Origin of the sequence: Scandinavium hiltneri, from assembly GCF_024764835.1 — a bacterium.
Taxonomy (GTDB): Bacteria; Pseudomonadota; Gammaproteobacteria; order Enterobacterales; family Enterobacteriaceae; genus Scandinavium; species Scandinavium hiltneri.
The window spans coordinates 136,454-155,382 of record NZ_JALIGE010000076.1; the positions used below are offsets into that span (position 1 = coordinate 136,454).

An 18,929-nucleotide genomic window follows, 5' to 3' on the forward strand; every position below is an offset into this window, starting at 1 on the left:
CGTATATGTTTAAACCGCACGTCACCGTTGCCTGCCTGGTTCACGCCAAGGGTAAGTTTTTGATTGTGGAAGAAACAGTTAATGGAAAAGCCACCTGGAATCAGCCAGCCGGGCATCTGGAAGCCGATGAAACGCTGGTTCAGGCCGCTGAACGCGAGCTGTGGGAAGAGACCGGCATTCGCGCCACGCCGCAGCATCTGGTACGTATGCATCAATGGATTGCCCCGGACAACACGCCGTTCCTGCGCTTTCTGTTTGCCATCGAACTGGATGATGTTTGCGAGACGCAACCCCATGATGACGATATCGATCGTTGCCTGTGGCTGAGCGCCGAAGAGATCCTCACCGCCTGTCATTTACGCTCTCCGCTAGTGGCCGAGAGTATCCGCTGCTGGCAGAGCGGCCAGCGTCTGCCGCTAGAAATTATCGGCGAATTTAACTGGCCCTTCACAAAGGGTGTCAACCCTGGGGCTGCGTGATAGAATATGCCGCCTTGAAGTTCAATGTCGTGAGTATTCCAATGTCAGAAAGCCCAAAAAAAGTGATCGTCGGCATGTCCGGCGGTGTCGATTCCTCCGTTTCTGCCTACCTGCTGCAACAGCAAGGTTATAAGGTTGAAGGCCTGTTCATGAAGAACTGGGAAGAGGACGACGGCGAGGAATATTGTACAGCCGCAGCTGACCTGGCCGATGCCCAGGCCGTGTGCGACAAGCTCGGCATTGAGCTGCACACCGTCAATTTTGCTGCAGAATACTGGGACAACGTGTTTGAGCTGTTCCTCGAAGAGTACAAAGCCGGTCGCACCCCGAATCCGGATATTCTGTGCAACAAAGAAATCAAATTTAAAGCCTTCCTTGAGTTCGCTGCCGAAGATTTAGGTGCCGATTACATCGCCACCGGTCACTACGTGCGCCGCGCTGACGTGAATGGCAAAAGCCAGCTGCTGCGCGGTCTCGACGGGAATAAAGACCAGAGCTACTTCCTGTACACGCTGGGCCACGAACAGATTGCCCAAAGCCTGTTCCCGGTTGGCGAGCTGGAAAAGCCTGAAGTTCGCCGCATTGCGGAAGAACTCGATCTCATCACCGCGAAGAAAAAAGACTCCACCGGTATCTGTTTCATCGGCGAACGCAAATTCCGTGAATTCCTTGGCCGCTACCTGCCTGCTCAACCGGGTAAAATCGTTACCGTTGATGGCGACGTGATTGGCGAGCACCAGGGTCTGATGTATCACACCCTCGGCCAGCGTAAAGGCCTGGGCATCGGTGGCACCAAAGACGGCAGCGAAGAGCCGTGGTACACCGTCGATAAAGACGTTGAAAATAACATTCTGGTGGTGGCTCAGGGTCATGACCACCCGCGCCTGATGTCCGTCGGCCTGATTGCCCAACAGTTACACTGGGTCGATCGTGAGCCGGTAAATGGCACCCTGCGCTGCACGGTGAAGACCCGCTATCGCCAGACAGACATTCCGTGCACCGTGATCGCACTGGATGAAGACCGCATTGAGGTTCGCTTTGACGAGCCCGTTTCTGCCGTAACCCCTGGCCAGTCCGCCGTGTTCTACAGCGGTGAAGTGTGCCTCGGTGGCGGCATTATCGAGCAGCGTTTGCCGCTGCCGGTTTAAGACTCAGACAGCACACAGAAAGGAGTTTTAGTGGCGAAGAACTATTACGACATCACTATCGCGCTGGCCGGGATTTGCCAGTCGGCCCGTCTGGTTCAGCAGCTTGCGCATCAGGGTCACTGCGACAACGATGCCCTGCACGTGGCGCTGAACAGCGTTATCGATCTCAACCCGGATTCCACTCTGGGCGTGTTCGGTGGCAGTGAAGCCAATCTTCGCCTCGGCCTTGAAACGCTGCTTGGGGTGCTTAACGCCAGCAGTCGTCAGGGTCTCAACGCCGAACTGACGCGTTACACCTTAAGCCTGATGGTGCTGGAACGTAAGCTCTTTGCCGCCAAAGGCGCCATGGACACCCTCGGCGAACGCATTGCCGGGCTGCAGCGCCAGTTAGACCATTTCGATTTGCAGTCTGAAACCCTGATGAGCGCGATGGCGGCTATTTATGTCGACGTGATTAGCCCGCTGGGTCCGCGTATTCAGGTCACCGGTTCCCCTGCTGTGCTGCAAAGCCCGCAGGTGCAGGCCAAAGTTCGTGCTGGCCTGTTGGCAGGTATCCGTGCCGCGGTGCTATGGCACCAGGTTGGCGGCGGTCGTCTGCAACTCATGTTTTCCCGTAATCGCCTGACCACTCAGGCAAAACAAATTCTTGCTCATATAACTCCGGAGTTGTGATCTATGGAATTATCCTCACTGACCGCCGTTTCCCCTGTCGATGGACGCTACGGCGATAAAGTCAGCGCGCTGCGCGGCATTTTCAGCGAATTCGGTTTGCTGAAATTCCGTGTGCAGGTTGAAGTTCGCTGGCTGCAAAAATTAGCCGCGCACACAGCTGTCAAGGAAGTTCCAGCTTTTGCTGCTGACGCAAACGGTTTCCTCGATAAGATCATCGCTGACTTTAACGAAGAAGACGCCGCGCGCATTAAAACCATCGAGCGCACCACCAACCACGATGTGAAGGCGGTTGAGTATTTCCTGAAAGAGAAAGTGGCTGATGTTCCTGCCCTGCACGCGGTGTCTGAGTTCATTCACTTCGCCTGCACCTCTGAGGACATCAACAACTTGTCCCACGCGCTAATGCTGAAAACCGCGCGCGACGAAGTGGTGCTGCCGTACTGGCGTAAGCTTATCGATGCGGTGAAAGACCTCGCGGTTCAGTATCGCGATATCCCCCTGCTTTCCCGTACCCACGGCCAGCCTGCGACCCCGTCCACCATGGGTAAAGAGATGGCGAACGTGGCGTACCGTCTGGAGCGTCAGTATCGTCAGCTGAACCAGGTGGAAATCCTCGGTAAAATCAACGGTGCGGTCGGCAACTATAACGCTCACATCGCAGCCTACCCAGAAGTCGATTGGCATGAATTCAGCGAAGCGTTCGTGACGTCGCTCGGCATTCAGTGGAACCCGTACACCACCCAGATTGAACCGCACGATTACATCGCTGAACTGTTCGACTGCGTGGCGCGCTTCAACACGATCCTGATCGACTTCGATCGCGATGTGTGGGGCTACGTGGCGCTGAACCACTTCAAGCAGAAAACCATTGCCGGTGAAATCGGTTCTTCTACCATGCCGCACAAAGTGAACCCGATTGACTTCGAAAACTCCGAAGGCAACCTCGGCCTGTCCAATGCCGTGCTGCAACATCTGGCGAGCAAACTGCCGGTTTCCCGTTGGCAGCGTGACCTCACCGATTCCACGGTGCTGCGTAATCTCGGTGTCGGTCTCGGCTATGCGCTGATTGCGTACCAGTCCACGCTGAAAGGCGTGAGCAAACTGGAAGTGAACCGCGATCGCCTGCTGGCAGAGCTGGACAGCAACTGGGAAGTGTTGGCAGAGCCCATCCAGACCGTGATGCGTCGTTACGGCATCGAAAAACCGTACGAGAAGCTGAAAGAGTTGACCCGCGGGAAACGCGTTGACGCCGAAGGCATGAAAGAGTTTATCGATGGTCTGGCGCTGCCAGAGCACGAGAAAACGCGCCTGAAAGCCATGACTCCGGCCAACTACATCGGTCGCGCCATTACGATGGTTGATGAGCTGAAGTAAGCTGCCTCTCCTCTCTTCCCGCCCGGGGCGGGGAGAGAGGTCTCTCCCCCTGGTTTATGCAATGTTTATCCCCACAGCCCTATAATCAGCGTTAAACTATTCAAATCGTAAATGAAAGGGAGTAGAGACATGCGCGTACTCGTCGTGGAGGATAACGCCCTGTTGCGTCACCATCTCAAAGTTCAGCTGCAGGAGCTGGGCCACCAGGTTGATGCTGCGGAAGACGCAAAGGAAGCGGATTATTATCTCGGTGAACATGTGCCGGATATTGCGATTGTCGATTTAGGCTTGCCGGATGAAGACGGGCTGTCGATGATCCGCCGCTGGCGCAGCCATGAAATCTCACTCCCGGTGCTGGTGTTGACCGCCCGCGAAGGCTGGCAGGACAAAGTCGAAGTGCTGAGCGCCGGTGCAGATGATTACGTGACCAAACCGTTCCATATCGAAGAAGTGGTGGCGCGGATGCAGGCGTTGCTGCGCCGTAACAGCGGCCTGGCATCGCAGGTGATTTCCCTTCCGCCGTTCCAGGTCGATTTGTCACGCCGTGAGCTGTCGGTGAATGAAGAGGTCATCAAGCTGACCGCTTTTGAATACACCATTATGGAAACGCTTATCCGCAATAACGGCAAAGTCGTCAGTAAAGATTCGCTAATGTTGCAACTCTACCCCGACGCCGAACTGCGCGAGAGCCACACCATCGACGTGCTGATGGGCCGCCTGCGCAAGAAAATCCAGGCGCAGTACCCGCAGGACGTGATCACCACCGTACGAGGTCAGGGTTACCTGTTCGAACTACGCGGATGAAAAAAGTACTCAGGCATATTTTGCCCCTCTCCCTGCGCGTCCGCTTTTTGCTCGCGACCGCAGGGGTCGTTCTGGTGCTATCACTGGCGTACGGGATGGTCGCGCTGGTCGGCTATAGCGTCAGCTTCGATAAAACCACTTTCCGTTTGCTGCGCGGTGAAAGCAACCTGTTCTACACCCTCGCCCGCTTTGAAAATAACAAAATCAGCGTTGAGATCCCCGAAAACCTCGACCAGCAAAGCCCGACCATGGCGTTAATTTACGACAAGCACGGCAAACTGATGTGGATGCAGCGCGACGTTCCATGGCTGGTGGACCGGATCCGCCCGGAATGGCTGAAGACCAACGGTTTCCACGAAATCGAAGCCGACGTTGGCTCATCAAGCATGCTGCTGCGTAACGATCATGCGGTAATGCAGCAGCTCAACGAGATTCGCCAGCAGGATGACGACTCCGAAATGACCCACTCGGTCGCCGTCAATATCTATCCCGCGACTGCCCATTTGCCGCAGATGACCATCGTGGTCGTCGACACCATTCCCATTGAGCTGAAACGCTCGTATATGGTGTGGAGCTGGTTTATCTATGTGCTGGCGGCAAATTTGCTGTTGGTGATTCCGCTATTGTGGGTCGCTGCGTGGTGGAGTTTGCGGCCGATAGAATCGCTGGCAAAAGAGGTGCGCGAACTGGAAGAGCACCACCGCGAGACGCTGAACCCGGAAACCACCCGCGAACTCACAAGCCTGGTGCAAAACCTTAATCGCCTGCTGAAAAGCGAGCGCGACCGCTACGACAAGTACCGCACCACGCTGACCGACCTCACGCACAGCCTGAAAACACCGTTGGCGGTGCTGCAAAGCACCCTGCGTTCCCTGCGCGGGAACAAGCTCAGCGTGGAGGACGCCGAGCCGGTGATGCTGGAGCAAATCAGCCGTATCTCGCAGCAGATTGGCTATTACCTGCATCGCGCCAGTATGCGCACGGGCAGCATGTTACTCAGCCGTGAGCTGCACTCCGTGGCACCGTTACTGGATAATCTGACGTCGGCGCTGAACAAGGTGTATCAGCGTAAAGGCGTGAACATCACTCTCGATATCTCACCGGAAATCAGCTTCGTCGGCGAACAAAACGACTTTATGGAAGTGCTGGGCAACGTGCTGGATAACGCCTGTAAATACTGTCTGGAGTTCGTGGAGGTGTCGGCCCGCCAGACGGACGATCATCTGCATATTTTCGTAGAAGATGACGGGCCAGGTATTCCGCGAAGCAAACGCGATCTGGTGTTTGACCGCGGTCAGCGCGTGGATACGCTGCGTCCAGGCCAGGGCGTCGGGCTTTCCGTGGCGCGTGAAATTGTGGATCAGTATGAAGGCAAAATTCTGCCCGGTGACAGCCCGCTCGGCGGCGCAAAAATGGAAGTGATTTTCGGCCGCCAGCATCCGGAAAGCAAAGAGGCCTGAGTCTTTTTTTACCGCCGCCTGCATCGTCAGGCGGTGCCATCCGTTATACTCGTCATACTTCATGCAACTCGAATGATTTAGAGTCAATACTCCCAACAGAAGCCTGCCTGTGGAATAAAACATTATGGATTATCAGTTATCGCTCAACTGGCCCGACTTTATCGAACGCTACTGGCAAAAACGCCCGGTCGTGTTGAAGCGCGGCTTTACCGACTTTGTCGACCCAATTTCCCCTGACGAACTGGCGGGCCTCGCCATGGAAGACGAAGTGGATAGCCGCCTCGTCAGCCACCATGAAGGCAAATGGCAGGTCAGCCACGGCCCCTTCCAAAGCTACGATCACCTGAGTGAAAACAACTGGTCGCTGCTGGTGCAGGCGGTAAACCACTGGCATGAACCAACCGCGGCGCTAATGCGCCCGTTCCGCGCCCTGCCCGACTGGCGCATTGACGATCTGATGATTTCGTTCTCCGTGCCCGGCGGCGGCGTTGGCCCACATCTGGATCAGTACGATGTCTTTATCATTCAGGGAACCGGTCGCCGTCGCTGGCGCGTGGGTGACAAAGTGCCGATGAAGCAGCACTGCCCGCACCCGGACCTGCTACAGGTCTCCCCGTTCGACGCGATTATCGATGAAGAAATGGAGCCAGGCGACATTCTCTATATTCCGCCAGGTTTCCCGCACGAAGGCTATTCGCTGGAAAACTCGCTGAACTATTCGGTCGGTTTCCGCGCGCCAAGCGGCAAAGAGCTGATCAGTGGTTTCGCGGATTACGTCTTGCAGCGTGAACTGGGGACACACCGTTATACAGACCCGGACGTGCCTGCGCGTGAACATCCGGCGGATATCGTGCCGCAGGAACTCGAGAAGTTGCGCGCGATGATGCTCGAAATGATCAGCCAGCCGGAACACTTTACCCAGTGGTTTGGCGAGTTTATCAGCCAGACGCGCCACGAACTCGACGTTTCTCCGCCGGAGCCGCCGTATCAGGCCGATGAAATCTACGATGCGCTGCAACAGGGCGACAAACTGGTTCGTCTGGGTGGCCTGCGCGTACTGCGCATTGACGGTGAAGTGTATGTGAACGGTGAGAAAATTGAATCGCCACATCGCCCGGCACTGGAAGCGCTGGCGAGTCATATTGAACTGAACGCGGAACACTTTGGCGATGCGCTGGAAGACCCTTCCTTCCTGGCGATGCTGTCAGCGTTGGTTAACTGCGGTTATTGGTTCTTTGAGGACTGATAACATACATCCCCATGGCATCGCCACACCATGGGGTAAATGTCAGGCAATGTAATGGGGTCTTCCCCTTGTAGTAACCCTTAGGCAGTGCAGCAACCTCACTAACATTGATGCTCCGTCCGAGTGGTTCTTCTTGTACCCTCCCACACTGTAGCGGCACAGGAACGAAACTGTGCCGCTCCGCTCAAGTAGTGACGATTTATCATCCCACTGTGGCCCAAGATGTAGGAGGCGATCATTCCATTAACAAAGCCCCGGTAGAGTTTAATCAGAAACTATTTGTGGCGCAGACCTCCGAACAGGGTAATTTTACTATCCCCCTCACTGCCGCTTATATTCAAACCAGTGACACCATCAAAACAGGCGTGGCGAATTTTATGGCGAGCTACGAGTAACATTATGAGTTGATTGTTTTTCCTCTCAATTTGGTTATTGGTTCCTTCGAGGATTAATCATTACTACGCCCTTCTTTCTACAAATGAAGGGCGTAATCCTTGGCTTATCGGAAGCAGTTCCAACCACGCTTGGTCATCGTTTTATTTAACTTAATGACACACCAACTGCTGCCAAGAAAGGCATAGCGTGTCGACAGGTAGCGGTTAAGAAAATGCTGGAACTCTTCTTTTCTTTGAAAACTATATTCACCGCTATTAGAATCAAAGAGCTTTATCATTTCTAGCTCATTGGTAATTGTATAAGATAAAGCATGCGACTTATCATTTCCATTAAGAAGAATGACGCCATAAACAGGAAGTGGCCCATTGTTTATTAATTCGCGGTACAATGCAGATGTGAAATAGATATCAACATCCCCAGAGGAATAGCTGGTTTTAGCGCCGAGCAAGATAAGATTTCGCTTGCCGCCCCATTTCTGAATCTGACGAATAATCAAGTCATTCTTTATTTTTGTGTTATTTTTCCCGGCGCTACTGACACCATCAAGAATAATTTTATACTGATTATCAATATGGAGATGTTCATATTCCCGCTCCAGCTTTTTTATTAAGTCATGGTTATGTGTTTTTTGCCACCTGGAGACTCTGTTCTGCACCTTAGTTTTCTCAAAATAGCTCACATCCATTTTATATTTACAGGTCGCATGGAGCCATGCCAGCGCTAACGAGAAACAGCAACCATCATCAGCTTTTTTTAACCTGGGATGACTATCAATATAAGCAGTCTGATTAAATAAAAAATTTTTACTCATAGTAAACACCACATCCTTATGCTATTTATCGTGACACTATAATTGCTGTTAAAACAACCAGGCCACGATATAATAGCTAAAAGCACGGTGTCCATTTAATGACTATTTAACTCCCGCAGCGGTTAGCTCTGCAATCCGCACAATCACTCTTACCGCTTTTTCCATTCCTTCCAGCGTCGCGAACTCGTGCTTACCGTGGTAGTTATAACCGCCGGTAAAGATGTTAGGACACGGTAATCCCATAAATGAAAGCTGCGAGCCATCGGTGCCGCCGCGAATCGGTTTCATCAGCGGTTCGATATCGCAATCACGCATCGCCTGCTGCGCGACTTCGATAATGTGCGGATGCTCCATCACCTTTTCACGCATGTTGTAATAACTGTCTTCGATGATGAGTTCGATGTAGCAATCCGGGTGCAATCCTTTGCCGACCTTTTTCGCGATTTCCATCATTTTGCGCTTCCGCGCTTCGAACTGTTTACGGTCGAAATCGCGAATAATGTAGTGCATCTGCGCGCTGTCGACGGTGCCTTTAATACTGGTCAGATGGAAGAAACCTTCATAGCCTTCCGTCTGCTCAGGGCTTTCGTCGGCGGGTACTTCAGCGTGAATGCGCGAAGCCAGCGACAGTGCGTTCACCATCACGCCTTTTGCGCTGCCCGGATGCACGTTGTTGCCCACAATTTTGATGGTCACCGACGCCGCGTTGAAGTTCTCGTATTCCAGTTCGCCCACACCGCCGCCGTCGACGGTATATGCCCATTGAGCCCCGAACGCCTCAACGTCAAAATGTTTGGCTCCCTTGCCCACTTCTTCATCCGGCGTGAAGGCCACACGAATTTCACCGTGCGGCACGTTATTGGCCTTCATCAACGCCAGCGCGGTCATGATTTCCGCCACGCCGGCTTTGTCATCCGCGCCGAGCAGCGTTTTGCCATCGGTAGTGATCAACGTCTGGCCGAGCAGTTGATGCAGCACCGGGAACATCACCGGGGACAGCACTTCATCGCCGATACCGAGCGCGATATCTCCCCCGCGATAGTTTTCGACAATCTGCGGATTGACGTTTTTACCGCTAAAATCGGGTGAGGTATCGACGTGAGAAATAAAACCAATGACTGGAATATCACCCTCAACGTTAGCAGGCAGCGTGGCCATCACCGTGCCCTTCTCACTCAGCGTGACGTCAACCAGCCCCAATTCTTCGAGCTGCGTTTTGAGCAGGCGTAACAATTTCCATTGCCCTTCGGTGCTCGGCACCTGCCGCACGCCAGGCTTCGACTGCGTATCCAGCGAAACGTACTGCAAAAACCGCTCAAGTAATTTATCCATGTCGTCGCCCTCATTTTTCGTGTCAACATTATCAGTAAGCACCGATCCCTAAATATTGCGTCAGGTCACTTTTGGCCCGGCAATTGAGATTTTTTTTCAATCACCTGTGCGAATTGTATAAAGGTAGTCAACAAGGAGGCAGAATGATTGGCGATTTCAGGGGATTGCCGTAGAATGCCAGCCCTTAATTATGTGTCAGACCTTTAAAGGTGGTTAACCACACACCCCGTAGCGGGAATCATTCGCTGCGTTTACATGGGACAGAGTAAAAAATTGAATACACAATCGCGTTCGCTTTCACCGCTGGTGCATCTGGCGGGGATTCGCAAAGGCTTTGATGGTAAAACAGTCATTTCAGATCTCAATCTCACCATCAATAATGGTGAATTCCTTACGCTGCTAGGCCCCTCCGGCTGTGGTAAAACCACGGTGTTACGTCTGATTGCCGGGCTCGAAAATGTCGACCACGGCCGCATACATCTTGAAGATATCGACATCACCGATGTTCCGGCGGAAAACCGCCACGTTAATACTGTATTTCAAAGCTACGCGCTGTTCCCGCACATGACCGTGTTCGAGAACGTCGCCTTCGGCCTGCGGATGCAAAAAACGCCTGCCAACGAAATTACGCCTCGCGTTACCGATGCCCTGCGCATGGTGCAGCTGGACGAGTTTGCCCAGCGCAAACCGCATCAGCTTTCCGGCGGACAGCAGCAGCGTGTGGCTATCGCCCGCGCGGTGGTGAATAAACCGCGTCTATTATTGCTGGACGAATCCCTTTCTGCGCTCGATTACAAACTGCGTAAGCAGATGCAGAACGAACTCAAAGCCCTACAGCGCAAGCTCGGTATTACCTTTGTGTTCGTCACCCACGATCAGGAAGAAGCCCTGACCATGTCTGACCGTATCGTAGTGATGCGGGATGGCAAAATCGAGCAAGACGGCACGCCGCGTGAAATTTATGAAGAGCCGAAGAACCTGTTCGTCGCCGGATTCATTGGTGAAATCAATATGTTCAACGCCACGGTAATTGAACGTCTGGATGAACAACGCGTGCGCGCCAACGTTGAAGGCCGCGAGTGTAATATCTACGTCAACTTCTCGGTAGAAAAAGGCCAGAAGCTTAATGTGCTGTTGCGTCCGGAAGATTTGCGCGTCGATGAAGTTAATCACGATAACGACATCGAGGGCCTGATTGGCTACGTGCGCGAGCGCAACTACAAGGGCATGACCCTGGAATCCGTGGTTGAGCTGGAAAACGGAAAAATGGTGATGGTCAGCGAATTCTTCAATGAAGACGACCCGGACTTCGACCATTCTCTGGATCAAAAAATGGCCATCAATTGGGTCGAAAGCTGGGAGGTGGTGCTGGCTGATGAAGAACACCAGTAAATTCCAGAAGGTGGTTATCGCCACCATCGTCGGTTGGCTGGTGGTATTTGTCTTTCTGCCCAACCTGATGATTATTGGTACCAGCTTCCTGACCCGTGACGATGCCAGTTTCGTCAAAATGGTCTTTTCGCTGGATAACTACGCGCGTCTGCTCGACCCACTCTATTTTGATGTTTTACTGCACTCGCTGAATATGGCGCTGCTGGCCACGCTGGCGTGTCTGCTCCTCGGCTATCCGTTCGCCTGGTTCCTGGCACGCCTGCAGGAAAAAGTCCGCCCTCTGCTGTTGTTTCTGCTGATTGTTCCGTTCTGGACCAACTCGCTGATCCGCATTTACGGCCTGAAAATTTTCCTCAGCACCAAAGGCTATCTCAACGCGTTCCTGCTGTGGATAGGGGTGATTGATACGCCGATTCGCATTATGTATACGCCAGGCGCGGTGATCATCGGCCTGGTCTACATTCTATTACCCTTTATGGTGATGCCGCTCTATTCCAGTATTGAGAAGCTCGACAAACCGCTGCTGGAAGCGGCCCGCGATTTAGGCGCCAATAAGTTCCAGACCTTTATACGCATCCTCATACCGCTGACCATGCCGGGCATTATTGCCGGCTGTCTGCTGGTGATGCTGCCCGCGATGGGCCTGTTCTACGTCTCCGACCTGATGGGCGGCGCGAAGAACCTGCTTATCGGCAACGTCATTAAAAGCCAGTTCCTGAATATTCGCGACTGGCCTTTCGGCGCGGCCACCAGCATTACACTGACGCTGGTGATGGGCCTGATGCTGCTGGTTTACTGGCGCGCTGCGCGGTTGCTGAATAGAACGGTGGAACTCGAATGATCGGTCGTCTGCTTCGCGGCGGCTTTATGACCGCCATTTACGCTTACCTCTATATTCCGATCATTATTTTGATCGTGAACTCCTTTAACAGCTCGCGGTTTGGCATTAACTGGCGGGGTTTTACCACCCAGTGGTACAGCCTGCTGATGAACAACGACAGTCTGTTGCAGGCGGCACAGCACTCGCTGACGATGGCGGTATTTTCCGCAACGTTTGCCACGCTGATTGGCTCACTCACCGCGGTGGCGCTGTTTCGCTATCGTTTTCGCGGTAAACCGTTCGTCAGCGGCATGTTGTTTGTGGTGATGATGTCGCCGGATATCGTGATGGCGATTTCCCTGCTGGTGCTGTTTATGCTGATTGGCATTCAGCTCGGCTTTTGGTCGCTGTTGTTCTCGCACATCACTTTCTGTCTGCCGTTTGTAGTGGTCACCGTTTACTCACGCCTGAAAGGCTTTGATGTGCGAATGCTGGAGGCCGCGAAAGACCTGGGTGCCAGCGAAATGACCATTCTGCGCAAAATCATCTTGCCGCTGGCGATGCCTGCGGTCGCTGCCGGATGGCTGCTTAGCTTTACCCTGTCGATGGATGACGTGGTGGTTTCCTCGTTCGTCACCGGTCCGGGCTATGAAATTTTGCCGCTCAAGATTTACTCGATGGTTAAAGTCGGCGTTTCACCAGAAGTGAATGCGCTGGCGACCATTCTGTTAATACTTTCTCTGGTTATGGTGGTTGCCAGCCAGATCGTTGCTCGTGATAAAACGAAATCTCAGAGGACATCGACATGAAAAAAATGCTTGCCGCCGCCGCGCTGGTGCTCGGAATGGGTGCGGCGCACGCCGATGACAGCAAAACGCTCTATTTCTATAACTGGACCGAATACGTACCGCCGGGCCTGCTGGAGCAATTCACCAAAGAGACGGGGATCAAGGTTATCTATTCGACCTATGAATCGAATGAAACCATGTACGCCAAGCTGAAAACCTATAAAGACGGCGCGTACGATCTGGTGGTTCCTTCGACCTACTTTGTCGACAAAATGCGCAAAGAAGGCATGATCCAGAAGATCGACAAAAGCAAGCTGACCAACTTCAGCAATCTTGACCCGGAAATGCTGAACAAGCCGTTTGACCCGAATAACGATTACTCGATTCCGTACATCTGGGGCGCCACGGCGATTGGCGTCAACAGCGACGCTATCGACCCAAAAACCGTCACCCGCTGGGCCGACCTGTGGAAACCGGAATATAAAGGCAGCCTGCTGCTGACCGACGATGCGCGTGAAGTGTTCCAGATTGCGCTGCGTAAACTGGGTTATTCCGGCAACACCACCGACCCGAAAGAGATTGAGGCGGCGTACAAAGAGCTGCAAAAGCTGATGCCTAACGTCGCGGCGTTCAACTCCGATAACCCGGCGAACCCGTATATGGAAGGCGAAGTGAATCTGGGCATGGTGTGGAACGGTTCTGCGTACGTGGCTCGTCAGGCCGGAACGCCGCTGGACGTGGTATGGCCGAAAGAAGGCGGTATTTTCTGGATGGACAGCCTGGCCATTCCTGCAAATGCCAAAAACGTCGACGGCGCGCTGAAGCTGATTAACTTCCTGCTACGCCCGGATGTCGCCAAACAGGTTGCAGAAACCATCGGCTACCCGACGCCAAACCTGGCGGCACGTAAACTGCTGGATCCAAACGTCGCCAACGACAAATCACTGTATCCGGATGCGGAAACCATTAAGAAAGGTGAGTGGCAGAACGACGTCGGTGACGCCAGCCGTATCTACGAAGATTATTACCAGAAGCTGAAAGCAGGCCGGTAATATGCGAAAAGGCGGAGCAATGCTCCGCCTTTTTTCCACAACTTAAAGCCCTTTCAGTAGCTTTGCCACATACTCGGGAACGACATCACTCGCCATCCCATAATGTTTCTCTTCGAACTCGCTGCCGACCTGGCTCGGTTCGAGATTGAGTTCGACGGTGTGCGCGCCCTGCAGTTTCGCTTCATGCACGAAACCGGCAGCCGGGTAGACATGTCCGGAAGTGCCAATCGCGATAAACTCATCGGCCATCGCCAGCGCTTCGTAGATCTCGTCCATGCCGAGCGGCATTTCGCCGAACCACACAACGTGCGGACGCAGCGGCTGCGGGAACTGGCAGCAGTGGCATTTGTCGTCAACGGTAACATCACCCGTCCACTCGAAAACTTGTCCACTCCAGTCACAGCGAACCTTTAGCAATTCTCCGTGCATGTGAATAATACGCTTGTTCCCTGCCCGCTCGTGCAGATTGTCGATGTTCTGCGTCACCAACAGGAAGCGGTCACCCAGTTCTTCTTCCAGCTTTGCCAACGCAAGATGCGCCGCGTTTGGCTGAATTTCGGGCTGCTGGAGTTGCTGGCGACGGGCGTTATAAAACGCCTGCACCAGCGCCGGGTCGCGGGCGAATCCTTCCGGCGTCGCCACGTCTTCGACGCGGTGTTCTTCCCATAAACCATCTGCTGCACGGAAGGTGCGGATCCCGGATTCGGCTGAAATTCCCGCCCCAGTCAACACCACCACTCTGGGTTTAACCATCTCTTCCGGCACCGCTCTGTCTCTGAAGAAAACCCGCTGGCGCAGACGATCGTGCAGACGGCGTTTAGTAAGGCGAAAACGACTGAGTCGATGGAAGCGACGCGACTGCATAATAACCCCTGTATCAATCCGTAAGATGCAGGAATGCGGCACCGCGCATTCCTCCGGCATCGCCGTGGCGAGCGCGCTCAATGCGAGGCACGCGAGCCACCGGCAACAGATGGCGTGGCAAGCGTACTGCCAGCCCATCTGTTATCGCAGCAAAGTTAGACAATCCACCGCCGATCACCAGTAAATCAGGATCGACAATAGTCATAATATTTCCCAGACACACGGCAAGCAAATCGAGGTAACGTTCGACGTGTTCACGGGCTTTGGTTTCGCCCTGCTCCCACTGCGCGACTATCTCTGGTGAGCTTAACGCCTGCTGATTATAGTGCTCATAGAGCCAGGCAAAGCCGCGGCCCGAGAGATAGTTTTCGATACAACCCAACTGGCCGCAGCCACAGCGGGTCAGTGGAAAATCGCGTCCCACGACATCCAGCGCATCCACGGGCAGACGGATATGGCCGAACTCGCCGGTGATGTAACTGTGACCGGTTATCGATTTCCCGTTCAGAACTAAACCGCCGCCAACGCCCGTGCCGAGAATAAGCCCCATCACCAGCGGATACTGCGTGAATTCGTCATCCCAGGCTTCGGAGAGTGCAAAACAGTTGGCGTCGTTGTCGAGACGCACATCGCGGTCGAGACGAGCAGAGAGATCCTGACGTAGCTTTTGGCCGCTGGCGGCAGGAACGTTGGCAGCATACAGCGTGCCATCAGCGGTTTCGGGCATTCCCGGAATACCGATGCCGACACTGCCTTTTACGCCAAAGCGTTCATCAGCTTCAGCGACCAGGCCGCAAACGGCCTGCAGAAAGGACTCATAGCTGTCGCGCGGCGTCGGAGTACGTTTTTCCCACTGCAAACGCCGCTGTGCGTCGAAAACCCCAAGGGCAATTTTGCTGCCGCCAATGTCAAATCCGTAGAACATTGCAATTCCTCTTAACTGACCCAGGCGACAACGTCGCCGGGTCATGACGCGAAATTACTGGCCACTTAACACTCTTGCAGGATCAATTCGGCTGGCGCGGCGGGCAGGATACCAGCTCGCCAGCAAACTCAGCACCAGTGCCGTGACCAGCACATAAAAGACGTCCAGCCAGTGAAGCTCAGATGGCAGGAAGTCGATAAAATAGATGTCACCGGACAGGAACTGATGACCAATAAGTTTTTCAATGCCGTTAATGATGGCTGTCAGATTCAGCGCGCACAGCACGCCAATCACTACGCCTAACAGGCTGCCCAGTAGCCCGGCGAGTAAGCCGTACCAGACGAAAATTGCGCGAATTAAGCCGTCTTTGGCGCCCAGCGTACGCAGCACCGCGATATCGCTGCTCTTGTCTTTTACCGCCATCACCAGCGTAGAAACGATGTTGAAACAGGCCACGCCAATCACCAGGATCATCGCCAGATACATGATCGCACGGATCATCTGGATGTCGCGATACATGTAACCGTAGGTGCCGATCCAGCTCTTGATGTAGACGTAGCTGTTGGTCACTTCGCCGGCGTCGCGCACCAGTTTGTTGGCGCTAAAGACATCGTTCACCTTGATGGCAATTCCGGTCACGCTGCTGCCCATGTCCAGATACTGTTGCGCATCCGGCATCGGAATCATCGCGAAGCTGTGGTCGAGCTGGCCACTTAGCTGCAAAATCCCGCTCACGTGCAGACGCACGCGCTTAGGCTGCAACAGTTGATGCTCTTTATCAGCGTTCGGGATCATGATCGATACCCAGTCGCCCTGTTTGACCTTCAGTGCATCGGCCACGCCTTTGCCCAAAATAATTTGCTGGTCGCCCGCTTTGAAATTGGCCCAGGCATTATTCTGCACGTATTTCGGCAACGCGCTGAGCTGGTTTTCCTGTTGAGGATCGACGCCTTTGATCTGAATAGCGCGCATGTTGCTGCCGCTTTCAATCAGGCCGGTGAAGTTGATATACGGTGCCGCCGCCGCGATACCTTTGACTTTTTCAACTTTGGTCAGCGCATCGTGCCAGTTGTTCCACGGCTGGTTAACCGGTTCGATTTCACCGTGCGGCACCACCGCCAGTACGCGGTTGTTGAGCTCACGCTCAAATCCGTTCATCGCACTTAAACCAACGATCAGCACCGCCACGCCCAGCGCGATGCCGACGGTTGAAATCACAGAAATCAGCGACACCATGCCGCCACGACGGCGGCCACGGCTAAAACGTAAGCCAATAAGCAGGGATAACGGAGACGCCATTTACTGCGCCCCCATCAGGGTCAGTTGATCGTTCAGATGACCGTCGCGCATTTCCAGCTGGCGGCTCATGCGTTTTGCCAGCTGCAGATCGTGAGTCACCACCAGGAACGCGGTGCCCTGCTGTTTATTGAGGTCGCCGAGCAGCTGGAAAATGCTGTCTGCGTTACGGGCATCGAGGTTACCGGTCGGTTCATCCGCCATCACCAGACGCGGGTTATTGACCAGCGCACGGGCAATCGCCACGCGCTGACGCTCACCGCCGGAAAGTTCAGATGGACGGTGACTGCGACGATGATCGAGACCCACTGCCGCCAGCATCGCGCGGGCGCGTTCCTGAATTTCAGCAGGCTTCTTTTTGCCAATCAGCAGCGGCATCGCCACGTTTTCTTCGGCAGTGAAATCCGGCAGGAGATGGTGGAACTGATAGATAAAGCCGAGCTCGCGGTTACGCAGTTCAGCTTTCGCCGCTAGCGTCATTTTCGACAGCGGCTGACCGCTGAAAATCACATCGCCGGACGTCGGCGTATCCAGCCCACCAAGCAGGTGCAGCAGCGTACTTTTGCCGGAGCCGGAGCTGCCGACAATCGCCATCATCTCACCTTCCCCAATGCTGAAACTGACGTTATGCAGCACGTCGGTCTGCACAGTGCCTTCCTGATAGCGTTTGCACAGGTCGTCGCATTGCAACAGGATCTTATTCATAACGTAAAGCCTCAGCGGGTTGGGTGGCGGCAGCGCGCCATGAAGGATAAAGCGTAGAAAGCAGCGCCAGCAGCATCGCCACCAGCGCAATGACGACCACCTGCAGCGGTTCAATGGCGACCGGCAACGCGCCGCCGTCAACGAACGCGCCGATAATCGGCATCAAATTATTGAGCTGGCTGGCAAGTAGCAGGCCAAGCAGTGCGCCGAGCAGCGCGCCAATCACACCTGCACTGGCACCCTGAACCATAAACACCGCCATAATCTGGCGCGGCGTCAGCCCTTGCGTTTGCAGAATGGCGACTTCGCCCTGTTTCTCCATCACCATCAGACCCAGAGACGTAATAATGTTAAACGCGGCGACGGCGACGATCAGGCTCAGCAGCAGGCCCATCATGTTTTTTTCCATGCGCACGGCCTGAAACAGCTCGCCTTTGCGCTCGCGCCAGTCCTGCCATTTGGTGCCTTCAGGCAGCTTCTGGGTGCTCAGCGTATCGACTTCCAGCGGCTTATCAAGCCACAAGCGCCAGCCGGTAATGTTGCCGAGCGGGTAGCGCATCAGACGTGAAGCGTCCTGAATATTGACCAGCATCTGGTAACCGTCGACTTCGCTGTTTGCGGCAAACGTGCCAATCACGTTAAACAAACGCTGGCTCGGTACGCGGCCCATCGGCGTGAACTGGCTGGCGGACGGCACCATGATGCGAATTTGATCGCCACGTTTCACGCCCAGTTGCCCGGCCAGCTGTTCGCCAAGAATGACGTTGTATTGCCCGGTTTCCAGCGCGGTTTGTTTGACGTTAACGAGGAACGGCGTCAGCGGATCGTTTTGGCTTGGATCGATACCGAGCATCACGCCCACCGCCACGCTGCGCGGACTCTGAATAACCACATCACCGGTGGTCAGCGGCGCAACACGAGTCACGCCCTTCAGTCTGGCTTCGGTTTCAGGGATTTTCTGCGGGTTCACTGAACCCTGATCGGCACTCAGAACCGCCTGTGGCATCAGCCCGAGGATGTTGTTTTGCAGCTCGCGCTCAAAACCGTTCATGACCGATAACACGGTCACCAGCGCCATTACGCCGAGCGTGATGCCGATGGTCGACAGCCAGGAGACAAAGCGACCGAAGCGGTCCGCTGCGCGCCCACGCATGTAACGCAGGCCAATGAATAGTGTGACAGGTTGGTACATGTAATCCGTCTGGTTGCTGTTAGCTAGAGCCCGAGTATATAAGCGAAAGACCTGAGCGTAAATGCGCTAAACCAGATAGCCGCACCCTGATCTTTATCTGAAAATGAATCAAATACAGAATGTTACCCATTACTCCTCGTCAAAAGCCCTTGAGGATAGTCCCTTGTTAATGG

Annotated in this window: 18 protein-coding genes; 11 read left to right on the forward strand and 7 right to left on the reverse strand. The window is 54.2% G+C overall.

What is annotated here, in order from left to right:
* Window positions 1-5 precede the first annotated feature (5 nt).
* The 7 genes from MUU47_RS18135 to MUU47_RS18165 all read left to right on the forward strand — a co-directional run bounded on the left by MUU47_RS18135 (window position 6) and on the right by MUU47_RS18165 (window position 7,183).
* Entirely contained in the window at window positions 6-479 is a 474-nt protein-coding gene (locus tag MUU47_RS18135) for an NUDIX hydrolase (RefSeq protein WP_110509730.1), read from the forward strand.
* A 41-nt stretch (window positions 480-520) separates the two neighbouring features.
* Complete coding sequence (gene mnmA, locus MUU47_RS18140; protein ID WP_258989561.1) at window positions 521-1,627, forward strand: tRNA 2-thiouridine(34) synthase MnmA; 1,107 nt, start codon at window positions 521-523, stop codon at window positions 1,625-1,627.
* A gap of 30 nt (window positions 1,628-1,657) precedes the next feature.
* Window positions 1,658-2,299: a high frequency lysogenization protein HflD gene (hflD, locus tag MUU47_RS18145; protein ID WP_125353693.1), complete on the forward strand. Its 642-nt coding sequence runs from the start codon at window positions 1,658-1,660 to the stop codon at window positions 2,297-2,299.
* A 3-nt stretch (window positions 2,300-2,302) separates the two neighbouring features.
* The gene (gene purB, locus MUU47_RS18150) at window positions 2,303-3,673 is read left to right on the forward strand and encodes an adenylosuccinate lyase (protein ID WP_258989562.1); all 1,371 of its coding nucleotides are present in this window, start codon (window positions 2,303-2,305) and stop codon (window positions 3,671-3,673) included.
* Window positions 3,674-3,802: 129 nt separating this feature from the next.
* Complete coding sequence (phoP, locus tag MUU47_RS18155; protein WP_258989563.1) at window positions 3,803-4,477, forward strand: two-component system response regulator PhoP; 675 nt, start codon at window positions 3,803-3,805, stop codon at window positions 4,475-4,477.
* The gene (phoQ, locus tag MUU47_RS18160) at window positions 4,474-5,937 is read left to right on the forward strand and encodes a two-component system sensor histidine kinase PhoQ (protein ID WP_258989564.1); all 1,464 of its coding nucleotides are present in this window, start codon (window positions 4,474-4,476) and stop codon (window positions 5,935-5,937) included. The genes phoP and phoQ overlap by 4 nt, the downstream gene beginning before the upstream one ends.
* 124 nt (window positions 5,938-6,061) lie before the next feature.
* Window positions 6,062-7,183 (forward strand): ribosomal protein uL16 3-hydroxylase, encoded by a 1,122-nt coding sequence (locus MUU47_RS18165; protein ID WP_258989565.1) that lies wholly within the window; start codon window positions 6,062-6,064, stop codon window positions 7,181-7,183.
* A 499-nt stretch (window positions 7,184-7,682) separates the two neighbouring features.
* Here MUU47_RS18165 and MUU47_RS18170 read toward each other — a convergent pair whose 3' ends face one another.
* Both MUU47_RS18170 and pepT read right to left on the reverse strand, forming a co-directional pair.
* Complete coding sequence (locus MUU47_RS18170; protein WP_258989566.1) at window positions 7,683-8,390, reverse strand: YopT-type cysteine protease domain-containing protein; 708 nt, start codon at window positions 8,388-8,390, stop codon at window positions 7,683-7,685.
* 102 nt (window positions 8,391-8,492) lie between these two features.
* Entirely contained in the window at window positions 8,493-9,722 is a 1,230-nt protein-coding gene (gene pepT / locus MUU47_RS18175) for a peptidase T (protein WP_258989567.1), read from the reverse strand.
* A gap of 255 nt (window positions 9,723-9,977) precedes the next feature.
* Here pepT and potA point away from each other — a divergent pair, with 255 nt between their 5' ends.
* From potA to potD, 4 genes are read left to right on the forward strand one after another with little or no spacing between them, the layout of a single operon-like run.
* Window positions 9,978-11,114 carry a spermidine/putrescine ABC transporter ATP-binding protein PotA gene (gene potA, locus MUU47_RS18180; RefSeq protein WP_258989568.1) on the forward strand — a complete coding sequence of 379 codons (1,137 nt, stop codon included), beginning with the start codon at window positions 9,978-9,980 and terminating at the stop codon, window positions 11,112-11,114.
* Entirely contained in the window at window positions 11,098-11,955 is an 858-nt protein-coding gene (gene potB, locus MUU47_RS18185; RefSeq protein WP_258989569.1) for a spermidine/putrescine ABC transporter permease PotB, read from the forward strand. The genes potA and potB overlap by 17 nt, the downstream gene beginning before the upstream one ends.
* Complete coding sequence (potC, locus tag MUU47_RS18190; RefSeq protein WP_258989570.1) at window positions 11,952-12,743, forward strand: spermidine/putrescine ABC transporter permease PotC; 792 nt, start codon at window positions 11,952-11,954, stop codon at window positions 12,741-12,743. The genes potB and potC overlap by 4 nt, the downstream gene beginning before the upstream one ends.
* Window positions 12,740-13,774, forward strand: a complete 1,035-nt coding sequence (gene potD / locus MUU47_RS18195; protein WP_258967298.1) for a spermidine/putrescine ABC transporter substrate-binding protein PotD — start codon at window positions 12,740-12,742, stop codon at window positions 13,772-13,774. The genes potC and potD overlap by 4 nt, the downstream gene beginning before the upstream one ends.
* Before the next feature lie 42 nt (window positions 13,775-13,816).
* On the opposite strand, the gene cobB is transcribed toward potD, so the two are convergent.
* The 5 genes from cobB to lolC are packed head-to-tail and all read right to left on the reverse strand — an operon-like array spanning window position 13,817 to window position 18,756.
* The gene (gene cobB, locus MUU47_RS18200; RefSeq protein WP_258989571.1) at window positions 13,817-14,638 is read right to left on the reverse strand and encodes a Sir2 family NAD+-dependent deacetylase; all 822 of its coding nucleotides are present in this window, start codon (window positions 14,636-14,638) and stop codon (window positions 13,817-13,819) included.
* Between the two features lie 13 nt (window positions 14,639-14,651).
* Complete coding sequence (gene nagK / locus MUU47_RS18205) at window positions 14,652-15,563, reverse strand: N-acetylglucosamine kinase (RefSeq protein WP_258989572.1); 912 nt, start codon at window positions 15,561-15,563, stop codon at window positions 14,652-14,654.
* 54 nt (window positions 15,564-15,617) lie between these two features.
* Entirely contained in the window at window positions 15,618-16,862 is a 1,245-nt protein-coding gene (lolE, locus tag MUU47_RS18210; RefSeq protein WP_258989574.1) for a lipoprotein-releasing ABC transporter permease subunit LolE, read from the reverse strand.
* A complete protein-coding gene (lolD, locus tag MUU47_RS18215; protein WP_159775230.1) occupies window positions 16,863-17,564 on the reverse strand; it encodes a lipoprotein-releasing ABC transporter ATP-binding protein LolD in 702 nt (233 codons plus the stop codon).
* Complete coding sequence (gene lolC / locus MUU47_RS18220) at window positions 17,557-18,756, reverse strand: lipoprotein-releasing ABC transporter permease subunit LolC (RefSeq protein ID WP_258989575.1); 1,200 nt, start codon at window positions 18,754-18,756, stop codon at window positions 17,557-17,559. Before lolC ends, lolD begins: the two co-directional genes overlap by 8 nt.
* Between the last annotated feature and the right edge of the window lie 173 nt (window positions 18,757-18,929).